This window comes from Acidobacteriota bacterium (assembly GCA_016716715.1).
GTDB lineage: Bacteria > Acidobacteriota > Thermoanaerobaculia > UBA5066 > UBA5066 > Fen-183.
In genome coordinates this window covers 221,553-241,269 of the sequence record JADJVE010000004.1, presented here as the reverse complement: position 1 = coordinate 241,269, position 19,717 = coordinate 221,553, and the positions used below count along the sequence as shown (strand labels likewise).

At 70.2% G+C, this 19,717-nt stretch carries 17 protein-coding genes; 9 read left to right on the top strand and 8 right to left on the bottom strand.

Annotation, left to right across the window (positions count from 1 at the left end; genetic code table 11):
• From IPL89_08375 to IPL89_08365, 3 genes are read left to right on the top strand one after another with little or no spacing between them, the layout of a single operon-like run.
• Positions 1-2,556 carry a DUF3516 domain-containing protein gene (locus tag IPL89_08375; GenBank protein MBK9063196.1) on the top strand — a complete coding sequence of 852 codons (2,556 nt, stop codon included), beginning with the start codon at positions 1-3 and terminating at the stop codon, positions 2,554-2,556.
• A gap of 29 nt (positions 2,557-2,585) precedes the next feature.
• Positions 2,586-2,759, top strand: coding sequence for a hypothetical protein (locus tag IPL89_08370; GenBank protein MBK9063195.1), 174 nt, complete (start codon positions 2,586-2,588; stop codon positions 2,757-2,759).
• A 47-nt stretch (positions 2,760-2,806) separates the two neighbouring features.
• Entirely contained in the window at positions 2,807-5,482 is a 2,676-nt protein-coding gene (locus IPL89_08365) for a protein kinase (GenBank protein ID MBK9063194.1), read from the top strand.
• Positions 5,483-5,496: 14 nt separating this feature from the next.
• Here the strand turns inward: IPL89_08365 and IPL89_08360 are convergent, their stop codons facing one another.
• Positions 5,497-5,859 (bottom strand): helix-turn-helix transcriptional regulator, encoded by a 363-nt coding sequence (locus IPL89_08360; GenBank protein ID MBK9063193.1) that lies wholly within the window; start codon positions 5,857-5,859, stop codon positions 5,497-5,499.
• A gap of 126 nt (positions 5,860-5,985) precedes the next feature.
• On the opposite strand from IPL89_08360, the gene IPL89_08355 reads away from it, so the two are divergent.
• The 3 genes from IPL89_08355 to IPL89_08345 all read left to right on the top strand — a co-directional run bounded on the left by IPL89_08355 (position 5,986) and on the right by IPL89_08345 (position 9,496).
• Entirely contained in the window at positions 5,986-6,495 is a 510-nt protein-coding gene (locus tag IPL89_08355) for a DoxX family protein (protein MBK9063192.1), read from the top strand.
• Between the two features lie 29 nt (positions 6,496-6,524).
• Positions 6,525-7,403: a pirin family protein gene (locus IPL89_08350; GenBank protein MBK9063191.1), complete on the top strand. Its 879-nt coding sequence runs from the start codon at positions 6,525-6,527 to the stop codon at positions 7,401-7,403.
• Positions 7,404-7,498: 95 nt separating this feature from the next.
• Positions 7,499-9,496 carry a hypothetical protein gene (locus IPL89_08345; protein ID MBK9063190.1) on the top strand — a complete coding sequence of 666 codons (1,998 nt, stop codon included), beginning with the start codon at positions 7,499-7,501 and terminating at the stop codon, positions 9,494-9,496.
• Here IPL89_08345 and IPL89_08340 read toward each other — a convergent pair.
• From IPL89_08340 to IPL89_08325, 4 genes are read right to left on the bottom strand one after another with little or no spacing between them, the layout of a single operon-like run.
• Positions 9,493-9,891: a DUF488 family protein gene (locus IPL89_08340; protein MBK9063189.1), complete on the bottom strand. Its 399-nt coding sequence runs from the start codon at positions 9,889-9,891 to the stop codon at positions 9,493-9,495. The genes IPL89_08345 and IPL89_08340 overlap by 4 nt on opposite strands.
• 16 nt (positions 9,892-9,907) lie before the next feature.
• Positions 9,908-10,261 (bottom strand): hypothetical protein, encoded by a 354-nt coding sequence (locus IPL89_08335; GenBank protein MBK9063188.1) that lies wholly within the window; start codon positions 10,259-10,261, stop codon positions 9,908-9,910.
• On the bottom strand, positions 10,258-11,286 hold the full coding sequence (locus tag IPL89_08330; GenBank protein ID MBK9063187.1) for a 2-oxoacid:ferredoxin oxidoreductase subunit beta: 1,029 nt from the start codon (positions 11,284-11,286) through the stop codon (positions 10,258-10,260). The genes IPL89_08335 and IPL89_08330 overlap by 4 nt, the downstream gene beginning before the upstream one ends.
• Before the next feature lie 4 nt (positions 11,287-11,290).
• Positions 11,291-13,162, bottom strand: coding sequence for a 2-oxoacid:acceptor oxidoreductase subunit alpha (locus tag IPL89_08325; GenBank protein MBK9063186.1), 1,872 nt, complete (start codon positions 13,160-13,162; stop codon positions 11,291-11,293).
• A gap of 79 nt (positions 13,163-13,241) precedes the next feature.
• Here IPL89_08325 and IPL89_08320 point away from each other — a divergent pair, with 79 nt between their 5' ends.
• Positions 13,242-14,015, top strand: coding sequence for an ABC transporter substrate-binding protein (locus IPL89_08320; protein MBK9063185.1), 774 nt, complete (start codon positions 13,242-13,244; stop codon positions 14,013-14,015).
• A 16-nt stretch (positions 14,016-14,031) separates the two neighbouring features.
• Here IPL89_08320 and IPL89_08315 read toward each other — a convergent pair whose 3' ends face one another.
• Positions 14,032-14,931, bottom strand: a complete 900-nt coding sequence (locus IPL89_08315) for a DUF4097 family beta strand repeat protein (GenBank protein MBK9063184.1) — start codon at positions 14,929-14,931, stop codon at positions 14,032-14,034.
• A 48-nt stretch (positions 14,932-14,979) separates the two neighbouring features.
• Complete coding sequence (gene folE, locus IPL89_08310) at positions 14,980-15,585, bottom strand: GTP cyclohydrolase I FolE (protein MBK9063183.1); 606 nt, start codon at positions 15,583-15,585, stop codon at positions 14,980-14,982.
• 33 nt (positions 15,586-15,618) lie between these two features.
• On the opposite strand from folE, the gene pyk reads away from it, so the two are divergent.
• Positions 15,619-17,157 (top strand): pyruvate kinase, encoded by a 1,539-nt coding sequence (pyk, locus tag IPL89_08305; GenBank protein MBK9063182.1) that lies wholly within the window; start codon positions 15,619-15,621, stop codon positions 17,155-17,157.
• On the opposite strand, the gene IPL89_08300 is transcribed toward pyk, so the two are convergent.
• Positions 17,067-18,689, bottom strand: a complete 1,623-nt coding sequence (locus tag IPL89_08300) for an alkaline phosphatase family protein (protein ID MBK9063181.1) — start codon at positions 18,687-18,689, stop codon at positions 17,067-17,069. The genes pyk and IPL89_08300 overlap by 91 nt on opposite strands.
• Before the next feature lie 115 nt (positions 18,690-18,804).
• On the opposite strand from IPL89_08300, the gene IPL89_08295 reads away from it, so the two are divergent.
• Complete coding sequence (locus tag IPL89_08295; protein ID MBK9063180.1) at positions 18,805-19,677, top strand: PHP domain-containing protein; 873 nt, start codon at positions 18,805-18,807, stop codon at positions 19,675-19,677.
• The last annotated feature ends 40 nt before the right edge of the window (positions 19,678-19,717 follow it).

Genomic DNA, 19,717 nt, shown 5'->3' with positions numbered 1-19,717 from the left:
ATGCCGGACGTCGCGCCGCTCGCGGACCGGATCCCGCCGCGCGGGACGAGCGATCCCGACGAGATCCTCGGCCTCTTCCTCGAGTGGGTCTCCTCCACGGGCCTGACGCTCTACCCGGCGCAGGAAGAGGCGCTTCTGGAGATCATGGCGGGCAAGCACGTCATCCTCGGAACGCCGACCGGGTCCGGAAAATCGCTCGTCGCCCTGGGCCTGCACTTCAAGGCGGCCTGCGAGGGGAAGATGTCCGTCTACACGAGCCCGATCAAGGCGCTCGCGAGCGAGAAGTTCTTCTCGCTCTGCAACGACCTCGGGCCCGAAAACGTCGGGATGCGGACGGGGGACGCGAGCATCAACCCCGACGCGAGCGTCGTCTGCTGCACGGCCGAGGTCCTGTCGAACATGGCGCTGCGGCTGGGCCCGGCGCTCGACGTCCCGTACGTCGTGATGGACGAGTTTCACTACTACGCCGACAAGGAGCGGGGCGTGGCCTGGCAGGTGCCGCTTCTCGTCCTGCCGTCCACGCAGTTCCTCCTCATGTCCGCGACGCTCGGCGACACACGCGCAATCGCCGAGCGTCTCCAGCGCGACACGGGCCGCGAGGTCGCGCACGTGACGTCCGACGAGCGTCCCGTCCCGCTCGACTGGGAGTACCGCGAGACGCCGCTCCACGAGACGATCGAGGAGCTTCTCGCCGCGAAGAAGAGCCCGATCTACGTCGTGAACTTCACGCAGAGGGAGTGCGCCGAGCTTGCGCAGTCCCTCACGAGCGTGAAGATCGGGACGAAGGAGGAGCGCGACGAGATCCGGAAGATCGCCGCGGGCGTCCGCCTCGCGACGCCTTACGGCAAGGAGTTCCGGAGGTTCCTGTCGTTCGGGATCGGCGTCCACCATGCCGGCCTCCTCCCGAAATACCGCCTTCTCGTCGAGCAGCTGGCCCAGAAGGGCCTCCTCCACGTCGTCTGCGGGACCGACACGCTGGGCGTCGGCGTGAACATCCCGATCCGGACCGTCCTCTTCACGAAGCTCGCTAAGTACGACGGGACGAAGGTGGGTCTCCTCTCCGTCCGCGACTTCAAGCAGATCGCCGGGCGCGCGGGGCGGCGCGGGTTCGACACGCAGGGCAGCGTGGTCGCGCAGGCCCCCGAACACATCGTCGAGAAGCGGCAGGCCGAAAGGAAGTCCGAAGCCTCGGGGAAGAAAGCGCGCACGGTCAAGGGGCCGCCCAAGGGCGAGGTCTCGTGGACGGTCGAGACGTTCCAGAAGCTGATCTCGCGGCCGCCCGAGACGCTCGTCTCCCGTTTCCGGCTCACGCACGGGATGGTGCTGTCGCTCCTGCAGCGGGATGAGGCCGAAGCGCCGGCCCGCAATTTCGCGTCGCTCCGGGACCTCGTCGCGCGCTGTCACGAGGACGAGGGCGTCAAGCGCCGCCTCGTGAAGCAGGCGGCCGTTCTCGTGCGCTCGCTCTACCGGGCGGGAATCCTCGTCCTGACGGGCGAGCGGCCGTACCGGGTCGCGGTCGCCCGGGACCTCCAGTTCGACTTCTCGCTCCACCAGGCGCTCTCGCTCTTCGCGCTCTCGGCGCTCGAGGAGCTCGATGCCGCCTCCCCGACGTATGCGATCGACGTGCTGAGCGTCGTCGAATCGATCCTCGAGGACCCGGACGTGATCCTGCGGCGGCAGGTGGACCGGGCGAAGGGCCGCCTCGTGGCCGAGCTGAAGGAAGAGGGCGTCCCGTACGAGGAGCGCATGGAGCGCCTCGAAGAGGTCACGCACCCGAAACCTCTGGCGGACTTTCTGTACGCCTCCTTCAACGCGTTCCGCGCCGCTCATCCGTGGACCGCGGGCTCGGACGTGAGCCCGAAGTCGATCGGACGCGAGATGTTCGAGACCTTCTCCGGCTTCTCGGACTACGTGAAGAGCTACGGCCTCGAGCGCAGCGAGGGCGTTCTTCTCCGTTACCTGTCCCAGCTCTACCGGACGCTCGACCAGACCGTGCCGGAGCCCGCGAAGACCGACACGGTGTGGGACGTTCTGGGCTTCTTCCGGTCGCTCGTGGGGGAGACCGACGCGAGTCTCCTCGAGGAATGGGAGCGGATGCGCCATCCAGAGCTCCTCCTCGCGGAGCGGGCCGCGCCGGCCGCGCCGGCGAAGAAGGCGGAGGCTTCCTGGATCACGGAGCTCCTCGCGAACCCTCGCGTCTTCGCGGCGCGCGTCCGCGCGGAGGCGCAGCTCCTCGTGCGTGCGCTCGCGCGGAAGGACTGGGAAGAAGCTGCTGAGCGCGTGTGCGCGGACGCCTCGGACTCCTGGGACGCCGCGCGGTTCGAGGCGGCGCTCGCGCCGTTCTTCGAGGAATACGGAGAGCTGCTCTCGGGCGCCGAGGCCCGCCTTCACCACCTGACGAAGTTGAAGTCTGCCGGTTCGAGAAAGTGGGAAGTCGCGCAGACGCTTCTCGACCCGAAGAGCGACCACACGTGGGCGGTCTTCGCGGAGATCGACCTGACGGACGCGGCGGCGCCCGACGGCCCGATCCTGCGGATCCGGCGCATCGGAACGTGAAAGGGCCTATCCTGCGTCAGGTGGTGCCCGTGTCTACTCCGTTTCTCCTCGGCCTCGTCCTCGTTCTCGGCGCCCTCGGGATCTGGTACTTCCGCGCTCGGTCGGCCCGCGACTCGAAGCGCGCCTCGGCGGCGAGCAAGGCCCGCAACAACGCGGTTCGAAGCGCCCAGAGCGTCCAGGCCGCGATTCGCGGCCGGCGCTGACTGATCCGGGCGGCCTCGCCCGACCAATAGAATCACCCGGGGGTTTCGTGACGATCCAGGCAGGCACCCGTCTCGGCGCCTACGAGATCCTCTCGCCCATCGGTGCTGGCGGGATGGGGGAGGTCTACCGGGCGAGGGACACGCGCATCGACAGGCCAGTCGCCCTGAAGGTGCTGCCTGAAGAGTTCCTGGAAGGCGAAGAGAGCAGGGCCCGGTTCGAGCGGGAGGCGCGCTCGCTGGCGAGCCTCAACCATCCAAACATCGCCGTTCTCTATTCATTCGAAGAAATTCCCGGTCCTTCTCCCTCGTCCTCGTCCCGCCACATCCTCGTCATGGAGCTTCTCGAAGGCGCGACGCTGCGCGAGAAGCTCGACTCCGGCCCGGTCCCACCGAAGCAGGCGGTCGACTACGCCCTCCAAATCGCCAAAGGCCTGTCCGCCGCTCACGAGAAGGGCATCGTCCACCGCGACCTGAAGCCCGAGAACCTCTTCGTCTCGAAAGACGGCCACCTGAAGATCCTCGACTTCGGTCTTGCCAAGAGGACGGAAGAGGGTCCGGGCGGCGAGAAATCGAACGCGCCGACGGAGTCCCGGCACACCGAGCCGGGCGTCGTGATGGGGACGGTGGGGTACATGTCGCCCGAGCAGGTGCGCGGCCTGCCGGTCGACCACAGGTCGGACGTCTTCTCGTTCGGGGCGATCCTCTACGAGCTGCTTTCGGGGAAGAGAGCGTTCAAGAGGGAGACGCCCGCCGACACGATGTCGGCGATCCTGAAGGAAGAGCCGCCGGAGCTCTCGGAGTCCGGCCGCAACATCCCGCCCGCCCTCGACCACGTGGTGAAGCACTGCCTGGAGAAGGAGAGGAACGACCGTTTCCAGTCCGCGAAGGACGTCATGTTCGCGCTGTCGGAGGCGTCGGGTGCGACGACGGCGGCCGGCGGGGCAAAGGCACCAACGCCGCCATCCGGCAAGACGATGGCGGTTGTCGCCGTGGCCGCCGTCGCGCTCCTCGCATTCGCAGGAATTCTTCTTCTTCGCCGTTCGAACAAGTCCGCGCCGGCGGCCGCCGGCCCCAAACGCATCGTGGTCCTGCCGTTCGAGAATCTCGGCTCTCCCGAGGATGCTTACTTCGCCAGCGGAATGACGGAGGAGATCACGAGCCGGCTTGCCGGCGTCCGCAATCTCGCGGTCCTCTCCCGCACGACGGCCACGCAGTACGACCGGAAAGGGAAGACGGTCGAGCAGATCGGGAAGGACCTTGGCGTGGGCTACGTCCTCGAAGGTTCGGTCCGATGGGACAGGAGCGGCGGCGGCACGGGCCGGGTCCGCATCACCCCCCAGCTCATCCGGGTTTCCGACGACACGCATCTCTGGACCGACCGCTACGACCGCCAGCTGGCGGACGTCTTCGCCATCCAGACCGAGGTGGCCAGCGGCGTCGTCCGGGCGCTCGACCTGGCGCTCACGCCCGCCGATGCGGCCGCCCCGCACGAGGCGCCCACCCGCGATCTCGCGGCCTACGACTTCTACCTGCGAGCGCTCGCGCTGGAGAGGCGCCGGCAGGAGGCGTCCGTCCTCGCCGAGCAGATCAAGCTCGCCGAAGCCGCGGTCGAACGGGACCCGCAGTTCGCCGAGGCGCTCTCCCTTCTCGCCAGGGCGCGGATCATCAATTACTGGCTCTTCTACGACCGGAGGCCGTCGGAGCTCGAACGGGCCCGAACCGAAGCAGAGCGGGCCGTCGCCCTGCGACCCGACTCCGCCGAGACGCACATGGCGTACGGCTCCTACAAGTACCAGGTGCTGCTCGACTACGAGGCCGCCCTCGTGGACTTCAAGAAGGCCCTCGCGCTCCGGCCGAACGACGCCGCCGTGCAGTTCGTCATCGGCGCCGTCCATCGACGACAGGGCAAGATGGAGGATGCGGAGGCCGGTATCCGCAAGGGGATCGATCTCGATCCCGGGAACGGCACCTTCTACTTCAACCTCGGCGAAACCCAGATCCTCGCGCGCAAGTACGCCGAGGCCGCTCGGAGCCTCGAAGCGTCGGCGTCGCTGAACCCCGGCTACGCGGACGGCTACTTCTACGCGGCCCTGACGCAGCTGCTCTGGCGCGGCGACGTCGCTGCGGCCGATCGTGCCCTCGAGGCGGCGGCCCGGGTCGCCGGCCTTCAGGATCCGGGCGGCCGACTGGACTCCATGTCCGTGCGAATTGCGATCTGCAGAAGGGATTGGGAACGGGCTCAACGTCGTCTCGACGCGACCAGGCGAGAGGCCATTACGGATCAGCTGCAGTACATCCCCGTCTCGCTGCTCCGCGCCGAGGTCCTCGACGACATGGGCCGGCGCGACGCGGCCCGAGCCGCGTATGCCGAAGCCGCGGGCGTTCTGCGGGCGAAGGTCAAGGAGACTCCGGAGGATGGACGCCTCCACTCCTCGCTCGGAATCGCCCTCGCCGGGCTCGGCCAGAACGCCGAGGCCGTTCGGGCGGGTGAACGCGGCGTCGAGCTGATGCCTCCGACACGCGACGCCTTCCGGGGCGTGAGCAGGGTAGAAGACATGGCGCGCATCCAGGCGATGGTGGGGAATCAGGAAGCCGCGACCCGGGAGCTCGAGTTCCTGTTGTCGCACCCGTCCTGGATCTCGGCTCCCCTCCTGAAGCTCGACCCGCGCTGGGACGCGCTGCGCCAGAACCCGAGCTTTCAGAAGCTGGTGGCGGGGAAGTAGCGGGCGCCGATCGCTTACCGCGAAGAGCGGTGCGGCGCGCGGCGCGTCTCGGGCTCGACCCAGCGCTCGGCCCAGGCGGCCATCGCGTCGATCGCGGAGGCCAGATCGCGGCCCTTTTTCGTCAGCGCGTACTCGACGCGGACCGGGGTTGCCGGGACGACCGTGCGCTCGACGATCTTCTCCTCTTCCAGCTCCTTCAGCCGCTCGCTCAGCATCCGGTCCGTGATGTCCGGGATGGCGTCGCGCAGCGTCGCGAAGTGGCAGCGGGAGCGGAGCAGCAGGTAGACGATCGCGCCCGTCCAGCGGCGTCCGACCAGCTCGATCGCCCGGTGATACCGGCCGCAAAGGGCCAGGTCGGGGGCGCGGGAGCCTCGCATCTGTCTCACGGACAGGAGGATACCCCGGCCGCCGCCCGAATGACAAGCAGCTACTTGACAAGTAGTCACTATACTTAATATAGTTCTTCTCGCCGGGGACCTCGGCCCCGGAAAGGAGATCGACACATGGACTCAGGAATTCTCGTCCTTCGAATCGTTCTGGGCTCTCTCATGGCCGCTCACGGCGCCCAGAAACTCTTCGGGTGGTTCGGCGGTCACGGCCTGGCCGGCACCGGCGGCTTCTTCGAGGGACTCGGGTTCCGCCCCGGGCGCGTCTTCGCGGCCGCCGCCGCGACCACCGAGATGGGGAGCGGACTTCTGATCGCGCTGGGCCTCCTCGGGCCCGTCGGCCCGGCCCTCATGGTCTCCGTCATGGTCGTGGCCGCGGTCAGCGTTCACGGGGCGAACGGCCTCTTCGCGGCGTCGAACGGGATCGAGATGCCCCTTCTTTACGGCATCGGCGGCGCGGCGCTCGCCCTCACCGGGCCCGGAAGCTACTCTCTCGACGCACTCCTCGGCCTCTCGAATTACTGGACCCCGGTCGTCAGCTGGGCCGTCCTCGTCGCCGGTATCCTCGGCGGCGCCGGCAACCTGGCCCTCAGGCACAAACCCGCCCCGGCTCCGGTCGCGGCGTAAACAGGTCTCTCCCGGAAAGGATTTTCTCCATGGCGACACTGAATCGTTCGAAAGGCGTTCTCGGGATCGAGCAGGCGCCGCCGAAGCACTGGGTCGGGGACGGATTCCCCGTCAGCTCGATGTTCTCGTACGACTCCGCCCCATACCTCAGTCCGTTCATCCTTCTCGACTACGCGGCTCCGGCGGAATTCAAGCCGGCCCTCGCCCCGCGCGGCGTGGGGGAGCACCCGCACCGCGGCTTCGAGACCGTCACGATCGCCTATCAGGGCGAGATCGACCATCGCGACTCGGCGGGGCACAAGGGCTCGATCGGGCCCGGCGACGTCCAGTGGATGACCGCCGCCTCGGGCATCGTCCACGAGGAGATGCACGGGAAGGAGTTCACGAAGAAGGGTGGCACGCTCGAGATGGTGCAGCTCTGGGTGAACCTGCCCGCGAAGTTCAAGAAGGCGCCGCCCGGCTATCAGGACGTCGTCGGCAGCCGGACTCCCGTCGTCACCCTCCCGGGCGATGCCGGATCCGTGCGCGTGATCGCGGGCGAGTTCGAGAAGGCGAAGGGCCCCGCGCGGACGTTCACGCCGATCGAGCTGTGGGACCTGAGGCTCCGGGCCGGGAAGACCGCGAAGCTGAACGTTCCGGCGGGCCAGTCCACGGCCCTCCTCTTCCTGCACGGCGGCGGGCGCGTCAACGGCGAGAAGTCGGTGGACGAGGGCGGGCTTGCGGTTCTCGCACGTGACGGCGAGACGCTCTCGATCGAGGCCGCGGCGGACTCCACGATCCTGCTCCTCTCGGGAGCGCCGATCGACGAGCCGGTTGTCGGCTATGGGCCGTTCGTCATGAACACCGAGAACGAGATCCGGCAGGCGATCGCGGACTACCGCAGCGGGCTCATGGGGCACCTCGGCTGAGAAGGCGCGCGCGGGCCGGCCCCCGCGCGTGGTACGTCGCTTGCTCTTCCGCTCGTGAAGGTCCCGCTCAAGGGGCCCGAAACGAGAGGCATGTGATGAAACACTCGAGCCCCCGTGGCTTCGCTGTAATTCTTTCCGCCCTCTTCGCCACAATTGCCGCCGCTCCGGCGGCCCGCGCACAGGGCGACTTCCGCCAGACCGTCGCGCGCGTCGCGTTCGTGCAGGGCGAGGGGTCCCTGCAGCGGGGCGACGATCCCGGCAGCTGGCAGCCGCTCGCGGTCAACGTGCCGATGACGATCGGCGACCGGGTGTGGACGGGCGCGTCGGGGCGCCTCGAGCTCCAGGCCCCGGGCTTCAGGGCGTTCGTGGCGCCGCGCACGGACCTGACCGCGTTGAACCTGACGGAAGACGTCCAGCAGTACTCGGTCTCGCAGGGCACCGCGAGCTTCCGCGTCATCTCGATGGACGACGAGGACGAGTTCGAGATCGACACGCCGAACGCGGCCATCTCGCTCGAGCGCCCGGGCCTCTACCGCGTCTACGTCGACGCGGCCGGCAACACGCGCTTCGCGGTCCGGCTCGGGGAGGCCCGGGTGTCGGCTGCCGGCGGCGAGGTGTCGCTCCGCACCGGCGAGGAGATGATCGTGACCGGGATCGACGACCCCGAGTACGACGTCGTCGCGATTCCGTTCGCCGACTCGTGGGACCGCTGGGTGACCTCACGCGAGCTGCGCCGGCACGAAGTCGTTTCGTACGATTACACGAGCCACGACGTCCTCGGCGCCGAGGACCTCGACGCCTACGGCGACTGGGACTCCGTGCCGCAGTACGGCCGCGTCTGGAGGCCCCGCTCCGTCGCCGCGGGCTGGACCCCCTACCGAGTGGGGCACTGGATCTGGCAGGACCCGTGGGGCTGGACGTGGGTGTCGTCCGAGCCGTGGGGCTGGGCGCCGTATCACTACGGCCGATGGGTCGTCGTCTCGAGGCGCTGGTGCTGGGTGCCGGTGGCCCCGAACGTGCGCCACGTGGCCTACGCACCGGCCCTCGTCGCGTTCGTGGGCGGCGGACCGGGCTGGTCCCTGACCGTGAGTGTGGGCGGGGGTGGGGGAGGGTACGTCGGCTGGTTCCCCCTCGGGCCGCGCGATCCGTTCCGCCCGTGGTGGGGCCGTCAGCCGAGCAGCCCGGTGTCCCGGAACGTCGTTTACACGAACCGCGCGTATGCGACGGTCATGGAGCGCTCCGCCTTCGTCAGCTCCCGCCCTGCGCAGACGGTCGTGGTGCGCGACGCCGCCATCGTGCGACAGCTCCAGAGCGCGCCCGTCGTGCAGGGGCCACTGCCGGTCCTCCCGACCCGGGAATCGCTCCGGTCGACGACGGTCGCGGCCCAGCGCCCGCCCGATGCGGTCCTCGCGCGCCCGGTCGCCGTCCGCCTCGCGCCGCCGGCGGCTCCGCCTGCGTTCGACAGGAAGGTCGAGGCCATCCGCGAGGGCCGCGGGGCCCCGCTGACTCCCGAGTCCGCCTCCCGCCTCGCCGCTCAGCCGGGCGCGGCCGCGCGACCGGCGGTCGCAGTCCGTCCCGTCGTGTTGCCGGACCGCAAGGTCCAGCTCGCGCCCCGCAAGGACGCCGAGGGCGCGCCGCCCCCGGATCCGATCCGCGCGCGCTCGCGGGAGCTCGCGATGCCCGAGGCGAAACCGCAGGCAAAGCCCCAGGAGAGGGCGCCCGTGCGCGTCGAGAGCGAGAAACCGGCGCCTCAGGCCCGCCCCGTGGCTCAGCCGCAGCCGGCGCCTCTGGCTCCGCCGCCTCCCCCGGCCGCTCAGGCCGCTCAGGCCGCGCCTGCGCCGCGGCCCCAGGCTCAGCCGTTCAGCCGCCCGCCACGACGCGTCGTGGAGCCCGGGCCCGACCCGATCGCGCACGAGGCAGCGCCCGTGCGGCCCGAGCCGAGACCCGAGCCAAAGCATGAGGCGAAGCCCGAGGTGAAGCAGGAGCGGAACGTCGCTCCGGCTCGCGGGAACGAGGCGCCGAAGAACGGGCAGAAGTCGGTACAGAAGGACGAGCCGAAGCAGGACAAGGACAAGAAGGAGAAGAAGGACTAGCCGGCTGCGGCGAAATCGGCGCCCCGCGCTTCCAGCAGCTCGCGAAGCACCGACCGGTGGCAGCGGCTCTCGTCGGGGCAGTAGCAGCCGACCGAGAAGCTCGTTTGGTGCGAGAGCGCGGCGAGGAGATCGAGGACGCGGCTGGCGTCGGGCTGTTTCATCTCGCCGCGGTAGCGCCGGACGAACGCCTTCCATCGGGCCGCGTCATCCTGCGCGGCCTGACCCGCCTTCAGGAGCTCCTCGCTGGGCGCGAGGTTCGGCAGCCAGACGTCGTAGAAGTCGCGCTTCGCAAAGTCCGCCTTCGGCACTCCGCGCGGCGGGCGGCGCACGGTGCCGATCCGCAGCCCCTCGCCGGGGCTGCGTGGGCTGCCGAGCCTGACGATCCGGATCGGCATGGCGCCGCCGCCGGGCTCAGCCCTTCTTGAGGGCCGCGGCCGTCCAGGCCGCTCCCGCGAGGTCCACGGCGCCGAACAGGGCGAGGGCCGGCGGCGCGAAGCCGAGGAGGACGAACGCGCCGAAGCAGACGAAGACGAAGGCGCGCGCGACGATCGTGGCCCGGTAGAACGGGACGAGCCCGCAACGCGCTGCGTGGCCGTAGTAGAAGCCGAGGGCGGTCGCGAGGACGCCCACCACGCGGACCCAGACCTCGGACGTCGGCGGGACTCCGAAGGGAGCGAGCACGGCGTTCGGCGCCACGATGAGGGCGGCGCCGAGGATGACGAGGTAGACCCCGAAGACGCGGATGCTCGTCGTTGCCGCGTTCATCGCATGGACTCCATGACCCGATCGAGGGCCTCGCGGCTGGGTCTGACGACGTCGAGCGGCAGGTTCACGAGCGACTTGCCGGTGGCGCCGAGGACCTCCGAGAACCCGGGCTTGGCGGGATTCAGGTACAGGATGCCCGTGAGGATCTCCTGCTTGCCGTGGCTCTCGTGGATCGACCGGAGCGCCTTCTCCTTGTCGGTCGGGTCGTAGTCCCGGCCGACGCCGCGGAAGCGCAGGACGCTGCCGTCGGGGAAGGCCACGTCCTTCGTGTCGCCCGCGGGGATCTCGGCGAGCGTGTCCTCGAAGTACGGGACGAAGCCGACGTCGTGGACGGGCGTCTCGTGCTCCTTGGCGTACTTGTAGCTCTTCGTCGAGCCCTCGTGGTCGTTGAACGTCACGCAGGGTGAGATGACGTCGATGATGGACGTGCCCTTGTGGGCGATCGCGGCCTCGAGGATCGTCTGGAGCTGCTTCATGTCGCCGGAGAACGAGCGCGCGACGAACGTGCCGCCGAGCTCGATCGCGAGCGAGCACAGATCGATCGGGACGAACTCGTTCACGTCGCCCTTCTTGCGTGTGGCGCCCACGTCGGCCGTCGCGGAGAACTGGCCCTTCGTGAGGCCGTAGACGCCGTTGTCCTCGACGATGTAGACGAGCGGCAGGTTGCGCCGCACGAGGTGGACGAACTGGCCAATGCCGATCGAGGCCGTGTCGCCGTCGCCGGAGACGCCGATGCCGACGAGCTCGGGGTTCGCGACGAGCGCGCCCGTCGCGGCCGACGGCATGCGGCCGTGGACGCCGTTGAAGCCCCAGGCGCGGTTCAGGAAGTACGCGGGCGTCTTCGAGGAGCATCCGATGCCGGAGAACTTCGCGACCTGGTAGGGCGGGACGCCCATCTCGTAGAAGGCGTTGATGACCTGCTTCGTGATGACGTCGTGCCCGCAGCCGAGGCAGAGCGTGGACTTGCCGCCCTCGTACTCGGCCTTCGGCAGGCCGAGGCGGTTCGTCTTCGGAATGGCACTCATCTTTTCAACCCTTCTTCCCGGACGTCTTGCGGTCCGAGAGGACGCCCTCGACGACGGTCGTCGCGTCGAGCGGGAGGCCGTTGTACTGGCGGATCGGGACGAAGCGCGCCGCGATCTCGGGGAACTCGTCGCGGAGGATCGTCACGAGCTGGCTGTCGCGGTTCTGCTCGACGACGTAGATGCGCTCGTGGCGCCGGATCCACGCGGCCGTCTCGGGGCCGACGGGCAGCGCCCGGAGGCGGCAGTAGTCGAGGGGCACGCCGAACTCGGCGGCCAGCTTGTCGCGTCCCTCGGCGGTGCCGTAGTGCGACGTGCCGTAGGCGAGGACGCCAGCCACGGCGCCGGGGCGGTCCTGGATCTCCGGCTTCGGCACGAGCGTCCGCGCGGTGTCGAACTTGCGCGAGAGGCGGTCGACGTTGTTGACGTAGTCGACGGCCTTCTCGGAGTACTGCGCTTTCTCGTTGTGTCCCGAGCCGCGCGTGAAGAACGCGCCGGCCGGGGAGTTCGTCCCGGGCAGCGTGCGGTACGGGATCGCGTCGCCGTCCACGTCCTTGTAGCGTCCCCACGTGTCCTTGACCTTCTCGATCGCCGCGGCGTCGAGGACCTTGCCGCGGTCGAGCGGCGCCGTGGGATAGGGGAACGCGTCCGACATCCAGTTGTTCATGCCGAGGTCGAGGTCCGTCAGGACGAAGACCGGCGTCTGGAGCCGCTCGGCGAGGTCGAAGGCCTCGCCGGCCATCGAGAAGCACTCCTCGGGCGAGGCCGGGAAGAGCACGGGGTGCTTGGCGTCGCCGTGGGAGTTGAAGTAGCAGAGCAGGATGTCTCCCTGCATCGTCCGGGTCGGCAGCCCCGTCGAAGGGCCGACGCGCTGGACGTCGAAAATCACCGCGGGGATCTCGGTGTAGTACCCGAGCCCGATGATCTCCGACATCAGCGAGATGCCGGGGCCCGACGTGGACGTGAACGCGCGCGCGCCCGCCCAGCCGGCGCCGAGGACCATGCCGATCGAAGCGATCTCGTCCTCGGCCTGGATGACGGCGACGTTCTTCTTCCCGGTCGCGGGGTCGACACGGAGGTCGTCGCAGAAGTCGATGAAGGACTCGCAGAGAGAGGAGGACGGCGTGATCGGGTACCACGCGCACACCGTCGCGCCCGCGAACACGCAGCCGAGCGCGGCGGCCGCGTTTCCCTCGACGATGATCTTGCCCTTCGTGGCGTCCATGCGCTCGACGCGGTAGGGGATCTTGACCGGGAAGTTCGCGGCCGCGTAGTCGAGGCCGAGCTTCACGGCCGAGACGTTGAGGTCGATCGCCTTCTTCTTGCCCTTGAGCTGCTTGGCGATGGCGATCTCGGACTCGGCGGGGTCGATCCCCATGAGGTCCGCGACGACGCCCACGTAGATCATGTTCACGATGAGCTTGCGGAGCTTCGCGTGCTCGGGGGCCGCCGTGATCTTCACGACGAGCTCGGCGAACGGCACGGGGTAATACGTGACGTCGTCGCGCTTCTTCCCCGGGTTCTCGAGGCCGAGCTTCTTCTCGTAGACGACGTGCGTGCCCGCCCGCGCCTCGCGGACGTCTTCCTCGGCCGTCTCGGGGTTCATGCAGACGAGGACGTCGATCTCGCGCTTGCGGCCGATGTAGCCGTGCCTGCTCGCGCGGATCGTGAACCACGTCGGCAGGCCCTGGATGTTCGACGGAAAGAGGTTCTTGCCGGACACCGGGACGCCCATCTGAAAGATGGAGCGCATCAGGACGCTGTTCGCCGTCTGCGAGCCGGACCCGTTCGCAGTGGCAACCTGCAAAGAGAAGTCGTTGACGACGACGCCGGAGGACGAACCTGCCCCGGCGGTGGTCTCGGTCAGGACGCTGGACATGGACGAAACTCCTCCCGCGGACCGGCCGCGGCCGGGGGATGTTACCCGCCGGAGGCCGGGCGTGGAAGAATCTGGGTTCGTGCGCCTTGTGTCCCTCTGCCCGTCGATCACGGAGAGCCTCGCGGCGTTCGGGGCGGCCGGCGACCTCGTCGGGGCGACGCGCTACTGCATCCACCCGAAAGAGGCGCTGAGGGACGTCCCGCGCGTGGGCGGAACGAAGAACCCGGATTTCGCGGCCATCCGCGCCGCGAGGCCCGATCTCGTCTTCTGCAACGCGGAAGAGAACCGCGCGGAGGACGTCGAGGCGCTCCGCCGCGAGTTCGCCGTGGACGTGTCGCATCCGCGGACGGTCGCGGAGATTCCGGGCCTTCTGCGGCACTTCGGGGGCGTCGTCGGGAAGAGAGAGGAATCGGAGAAGATTTCTTTGAAGGTGGAAGAGGCGCTGGAGAGCGCCGAGGAGGAGGCGCGGCTCACGGGATTGCGCTTTCGCTTCGTCTATCTCATCTGGAAGGACCCCTGGATGACGGTCGGGCCGCGCACGTACGTGGCGGACCTGCTTCGCCGGGTCGGAGGCTCCCTTTCACTCGAAGAATCCTCGAACACCGACGTCCACGACTATCCGGTGGCGTCGGAGAACGCGATCCTGCTCTCGCGCCCCGACGTCGTGATCCTCCCCGACGAGCCGTATCCGTTCGCCGGGAAGGACGTGGCGTTCTGGCGCGAGCGCCTGCCGGCGGCCTGTCACGTCGTCCCCGTCTCCGGCGACGACTTCTGCTGGCACGGCGTCCGCACGCTTCGGGGCCTCGCCGCCGCGGGGCGGCTCGCGCGCCAGCTCTCGAGCCGCCCCGCGTGACGCCGGCCGTCGGACTCTAGGAGCGGTTCGGGCCGACGATCGACACGGGGCCGTTCGAGGACGTGAGGCGGATCGAGGCGTCCCCGCCGAACTCGACGAGGCGCGTGCGGTTCCCGTCCTCGCGGCGAGCCGAGCCGCACGCCGCGGCGCGGCAGGAGAACGGCGCGTGGCTGGACGTCTCGACCCTCACGCCGGACGCGAAGTCGTCGGGGACCTTCAGCGTGAGCGGGCCGTTCTTCGCGTCGGCGTCGAGGCCCTTGCCTTCCCAGCGCGTGCCCGCGAGGGCGATCGTGAGCGGGCCGTTGACGGCGTGGATCTTCACGTCGCCCGAGGAGTTCTTGAGCGAGACGGGGCCGTTCGCGGCGTCTACGGTGACGACGCCCGTGAGGCCCGCGAGGGAGACGGGACCGTTCGCGGTCGTCACGGCCAGCGTCCCGGAGAGGTTCGAGAGGGAAACGGGACCGTTCGAAGCCTCGACCGAGAAGTCGGCGTCGCGGGGGGCGGTCACGACGAGAAACCCGTTCCAGCTCTCGCCCGGGGGGCCCTCGAGCGTGATGCGGCCTCCCGAGGAGCGCAGCGCGATCTTCGAGAGGACGGCCCCGGCCGAGGCTTCGTCGGCGCCGGCGGCGGCCTTGCACGCCGTCACGGTGAAGGTGTTGGCGTCGCCGCCGCGCACCGTCACGCCGCCGTGCCGGGACCCCTCGAGGACGAGTCCCTTCGCTTCCGCCCGGGAGAGCGTCACGGTCTCCTCGCCCCGGGCCGTCGCGCGGTCGCCGAAGCGGACGTGAACGCCGGCGCAGCCCTTCGCGTCGCGCTCCTCGATCGTGACGTCCATCGAGTGGCGGTGATCGGCGGCGGCGGGGAGAGAGAGTGCGAGCGCGGCGAGGATGGTCGGGACGGCGGCGGCACGGCTCATGGGGGTCCTCCTGTTCTCAGGGGGACGCCGGCCGCCGGAGAAGGTTACTCAGCCGCGGCGGTTCAGGAGGTCGAGGAACTCCTCGCGCACGGCCTTGGACGCGAAGATTCCGCGGATCGAGGACGTGACGGTGAGAGCGCCGGGCTTCTTGACGCCCCGCATCTCCACGCAGAGGTGGCGCGCCTCGATGACGACCATGACGCCCTGCGGCTTGAGCTCCTCCTCCAGGGTCGACGCGACCTGCTCCGTGAGGCGCTCCTGGAGCTGCGGCCTGCGGGCGTAGAACTCGAGGAGGCGCGGCAGCTTCGACAGCCCGACGATTCGCTCGTTCGGGATGTACGCGATGTGCCCGTGCCCGTAGAACGGCACGAAGTGGTGGGCGCACATGGAGTAGAAGGGGATGTCCTTCTCCATGACCATCGCGCTGTACTTCTCGTCGTTCGGGAACGTCGTGAGCTTCGGGCGGTTGCCCGAATCGAGGCCCGAGAAGATCTCGAGGTACATCTTCGCGACACGCTGGTCCGTGTCGACGAGGTTCGGATCTCTTTCGGGGTCGAGGCCGAGGATCTTGATCATTTCCCGGACGTGCTCGGCCAGCTTGTCGATGCGGGGGTCGGCGGCGACGGGGGGTTCGAAGATCGAGGAGGGAGCCATCGGAGCATCATACGGCGCGACAGGGGAGGATGGATGTCGGGAAAGACCGGAGAGGGGGCGACGAAGATCGTCGCGACGATCGCGGGCAACGCGGAGAAGCCGGGCGCGCTCGACGCGCTTCTCGCCGCGGGGGTGGACGTCGTCCGCCTGAACGGGGCTCACGCGAAGCCCGGCGACATCGCCCGGCGGACGGCTCTCGTGAGGCGCGTCTCGGCGCGGCGCGGGAGGCCCGTCGGCGTCCTTCTCGATCTCGGCGGCCCGAAGATCCGCCTCGGCGCGCTGCCGGGCGGCTCGGTGTCGCTCCTGACCGGCCGGTCCGTCGAGATCGTCGCCGGCACCGCGTCCGAGGGAGGCGAACGAGGCGGTCTCGTGCGCCTCGCGGTCACGTATCCGGCCCTCCTCAAAGACGTGAAGCCCGGCGCCGAGATCCGCATCGACGACGGCAGGGTCCGCCTCGAGGTGACGGGGCGTCGGCGCGGGGCGCTGCGCGCCGTCGTGCGCACGGGCGGCCGCGTCAAGAGCGGGGCCGGCGTGAACTTCCCGGATTCGACGCTCACGGCTCCGGCGCTCACGCCGAAGGACCGCCGCGACCTCGTCGAGGCGCTCGACGCGGGCGTGGACTTCGTCGGGCTCTCGTTCGTGCGCAGCGCGGCGCACGTCGCGCAGCTCCGGCGCCTGTTCGAGCGGGTCGCCGAGGACCGCCGCCCCTGGATCGTCGCGAAGATCGAGCGTCCCGAGGCGCTCATGGACCTCGACCGGATCGCCGCCGCCTCCGACGCCCTCATGGTGGCGCGCGGCGACCTCGGCGTGGAGATCGGCCTCGCCCGCGTCCCGGCCGCCCAGCGCGAGATCCTCGCGGCGGGCCGGCGGCACGCGGTACCCGTCATCGTCGCGACGCAGATGCTCGAGTCCATGATCGAATGCCCCGTCCCGACGCGGGCGGAAGTGTCCGACGTCGCACTCGCCGTGCACGACGGCGCCGACGCCGTGATGCTCTCGGGCGAGACGGCGATCGGCGCTTATCCCGTCGAGGCGGTCCGGGCGATGGGCGAGATCGCCCGCGCCGCCGAGGTGCCCGACGCGGGGAGCGTGCCCGCCGCGCTCCCGGCGCCGCCCCCGGGCGACTTCACGGCCGTCATGGCCCGCGCCGCGGCCGAGGCCGCGCGGCTCGGAGGCGCTTCGGTCCTCGTCGTCCACACCGAGTCGGGCCGGACGGCGCGACTCGCGTCCAAGAACACGGTCTCGCTCCCGATCGTGGTCTTCACGCCCCGCGAGGCCGTGCGCCGGAAGCTGACGCTTCTCCGGGACGTCGTGTCGTTCCGCGTGCCGAAGACCCGGACCGTCGAGGAGCGCATCCGCGCCGCGGACGCGCTGCTCGCGAAGGTCCCCGCCTCGCGGGCGCGACGATCGTCGAGGTGTCCGGCGCGTCGCCCACCGCGGGCGCGACGAATGTCGTGCGGCTCCGCCGGCTGCCCTGAGGGTCACTCCGGCGCGGGCGCGAGCGGCTTCATCGCGGGCGCTCCCGCGGGGGCGATCTCGAGGTCGTCGCCGTCCATCTCCTCGGCGTCGTAGGGGACGCCGAGGTACGACAGGAGCGTCGGCGCGAGGTCGACGGTGCGAGCCGCGCGGCGGTGGCCGGGCGGCACGCCGGGGCCCGCGAAAAGCAGCGGGACCACGGTCTCGCTGCGGCTGAGAGAGCCGTGTCCGGCGGCCTTGCCGGACACGAACCCGTAGCCCTCGGCGGGAGACAGGTAGACGTCGGGAGACCGCGGCGAGTCGAAGAACTCGGGCAGCTGGACGACGAGATCAGGGTACGGCCCGGCCGCCGTCGCGTCGAGCCAGTCGTCCGCGTTGCGCGCTGCGCCGAGGAGGCCCCGGACTGCGGGGTCGGCGGCGTAGCCGAGCGGGTCCTCGCCCTCGAGGACGCGATAGGAGTAGCGGGCGGGGGACTCGTCGCCGTCGACGCGCGCGATCTCCGAGCGGCCCGCGGGCCCGTACACGACGACCCGCCCGGCGGCGGGGCCGCGCGTCACGACGAGCCGCACCTCGGGGGCGCGGGCGAGCGTGGCGGCGAACGCCGAGACGGGCGGCATCCTCAGGCGCGGCGCGGGCGGCCCTTTCGGACGTTTCTGCTTGCGTGTCCGGAACGCTCCGGGGATCTCCTCGCCCGCGTGATCGGAGGGGAGCCAGATCATGGCGCCGCGGTAGGCTCCCACGGCGATCATGGCCTCGCCGACGTCGTATACCTTGTCCTTGCGGGGCGCGGGCACGAGGACGCAGTCCCCCTTCGTGCAGTCGGCCTCGGTCGGATTCGCGCGCAGCACGCGGTTCACGAGCTCGCTCGCGTCGACGAACTTCTGGTACGTGCGGTTGCCGTGGTCGCCGACGAGGACGAACAGCACGCGGTCGTCGGCCTTCAGCTTCTTCAGCCGCTTCACGAGCCGGCCGAACGCCTTGTCGATCGAGACGAGGGTGGCGTGAAACTCGGCGCTGCCGGGTCCCTCGGCGTGCGCGACCTCGTCCGGCCCGAGGATGTGGCCCCACACGAGGCTGGGCAGTCGGCCGGAGGCGGCCGCGCCCGCGTACGCGTCGCCCATGTCGTCGAGGGTCTTGCGGTCGAGGAACGGCCAGTCGTAGCGGGCGTACGCCGCCATGACGGCGACCGTGTTCTTCACGTACACGGCCGCGCCGCGCGCGATGGGAGTCGTGACGGCGACCGTGTCGGCGGGCAGACGCTCGTACAACGTGCGCGCAGCCGGCGTCAGAAAGTCGCCTGCCGCGTAGGTGCGGAAGACGTTCGTGTGGGCCTCCCGCAGGCGCAGGCGCCGGTCGAGCCAGACGTTCGCGGGGATCCCGTGGTGGCCCGGGAAGAGGCCCGTCAGCATCGCGCCGAGGTTCGGGTACGTCTCGCTCGGGACGGATGCGACCGCGTTGTCGACGACAAGCGCGCGGTCGACGATCTCCCGGCGGATGTTCGGGAGCGCGCCCTCGGCGAGGAGGTGGTCGAAGGCCTCCTTCGACAGCCCGTCGACGAAGAGGACGCAGACCGAGGCGCGGTCCTTCGCCCCGGCGGCTTCCGCGGCGCTCTGGACGCGCGCGCGCACGGAGCACCCGGCGAGGGTCGCGGCGAGAGCTGCCGCGCAGACGAGACGGGGGGCCGGACGCACTCCCGAAGGGTACAGGAGAGGACCGGGCCGGTTCCCGCGCTACCATGCCCGGATGCCTCCGTTCCGCGGCGCCGACCTGCACTGCCATTCGACGTTCTCCGACGGCGTCGACGCGCCCGCGCGCCTCGTCGGCCACGCGGTCGAGGCGGGCCTGTCCGTCCTCGCCCTGTCCGATCACGACGCGGTGCACGGCCTCCCCGAGTTCGAGGCCGCGGCGAAGGGGACGGGCCTCGTGACCGTGGCGGCGAGCGAGCTTTCGACGCGCTGCAACGGCGACGACGTGCACGTCCTCGGCCTTTTCCTCGACCCCGAGGAGCCCGCGATGAAGGCCCAGCTGGAGCGTTTCCGCGTGGACCGCGACACGCGGGGCGAGGCGATGGTGGAGAAGCTCACCGCCCTCGGCATGCCGCTCGACCTCGCGGCGATCCGCGAGGTGGTCGGCGGGGGCGCTTTCGGGCGTCCCCACATCGCCCGCGCCATGCTCGCGAAGGGCTACGTGAAGACGTTCGACGAGGCCTTCGACAAGTGGCTGGCTCATGGAAAACCCGGCTACGTCCCGAAGCCGAAGTGGACGCTCGAGGAAGCCATCGCCGCGATCCGGACGGCGGGGGGGCTCTCCGTCATCGCGCACCCCATCTGGTACAAGGACGCCGAGCAGGTCGTCGCGATCGGCGTCGCCGCCGGACTGGACGGCCTCGAGGTCTACCACCTCGACCAGGCGGGCAAGGAGAACGAGTTCGGCAAGCTCGCCGAGCGCCACGGTCTCCTGAAGTCTGCGGGCTCCGACTACCACGGTCCCGCGGAGGGGAAGCGGCGCGTCGGAGCGTGCCGCCTCGACGCCGCCGGCTGGGAGCGTATGGTCGAGGCGGCTGAGGCGCGCCGGGCGGAGTCCGGCCGGCCGCCCCTCGACCTTTCGCCGCGCTGACGACCCTTTTCCGGGCGAGGCCCGCGCGCGATATTCTCCG

Bases quoted from the DNA above. Each gene is read 5' to 3' on its own strand.
- IPL89_08345 (MBK9063190.1), top strand. From the start codon at position 7,499: ATGAAACACTCGAGCCCCCGTGGCTTCGCTGTAATTCTTTCCGCCCTC.
- IPL89_08355 (MBK9063192.1), top strand. From the start codon at position 5,986: ATGGACTCAGGAATTCTCGTCCTTCGAATCGTTCTGGGCTCTCTCATG.
- IPL89_08335 (MBK9063188.1), bottom strand. From the start codon at position 10,261: ATGAACGCGGCAACGACGAGCATCCGCGTCTTCGGGGTCTACCTCGTC.
- IPL89_08360 (MBK9063193.1), bottom strand. From the start codon at position 5,859: ATGCGAGGCTCCCGCGCCCCCGACCTGGCCCTTTGCGGCCGGTATCAC.
- IPL89_08350 (MBK9063191.1), top strand. From the start codon at position 6,525: ATGGCGACACTGAATCGTTCGAAAGGCGTTCTCGGGATCGAGCAGGCG.
- IPL89_08315 (MBK9063184.1), bottom strand. From the start codon at position 14,931: ATGAGCCGTGCCGCCGCCGTCCCGACCATCCTCGCCGCGCTCGCACTC.
- IPL89_08330 (MBK9063187.1), bottom strand. From the start codon at position 11,286: ATGAGTGCCATTCCGAAGACGAACCGCCTCGGCCTGCCGAAGGCCGAG.
- IPL89_08340 (MBK9063189.1), bottom strand. From the start codon at position 9,891: ATGCCGATCCGGATCGTCAGGCTCGGCAGCCCACGCAGCCCCGGCGAG.
- folE (MBK9063183.1), bottom strand. From the start codon at position 15,585: ATGGCTCCCTCCTCGATCTTCGAACCCCCCGTCGCCGCCGACCCCCGC.
- IPL89_08375 (MBK9063196.1), top strand. From the start codon at position 1: ATGCCGGACGTCGCGCCGCTCGCGGACCGGATCCCGCCGCGCGGGACG.
- pyk (MBK9063182.1), top strand. From the start codon at position 15,619: ATGTCGGGAAAGACCGGAGAGGGGGCGACGAAGATCGTCGCGACGATC.
- IPL89_08325 (MBK9063186.1), bottom strand. From the start codon at position 13,162: ATGTCCAGCGTCCTGACCGAGACCACCGCCGGGGCAGGTTCGTCCTCC.
- IPL89_08295 (MBK9063180.1), top strand. From the start codon at position 18,805: ATGCCTCCGTTCCGCGGCGCCGACCTGCACTGCCATTCGACGTTCTCC.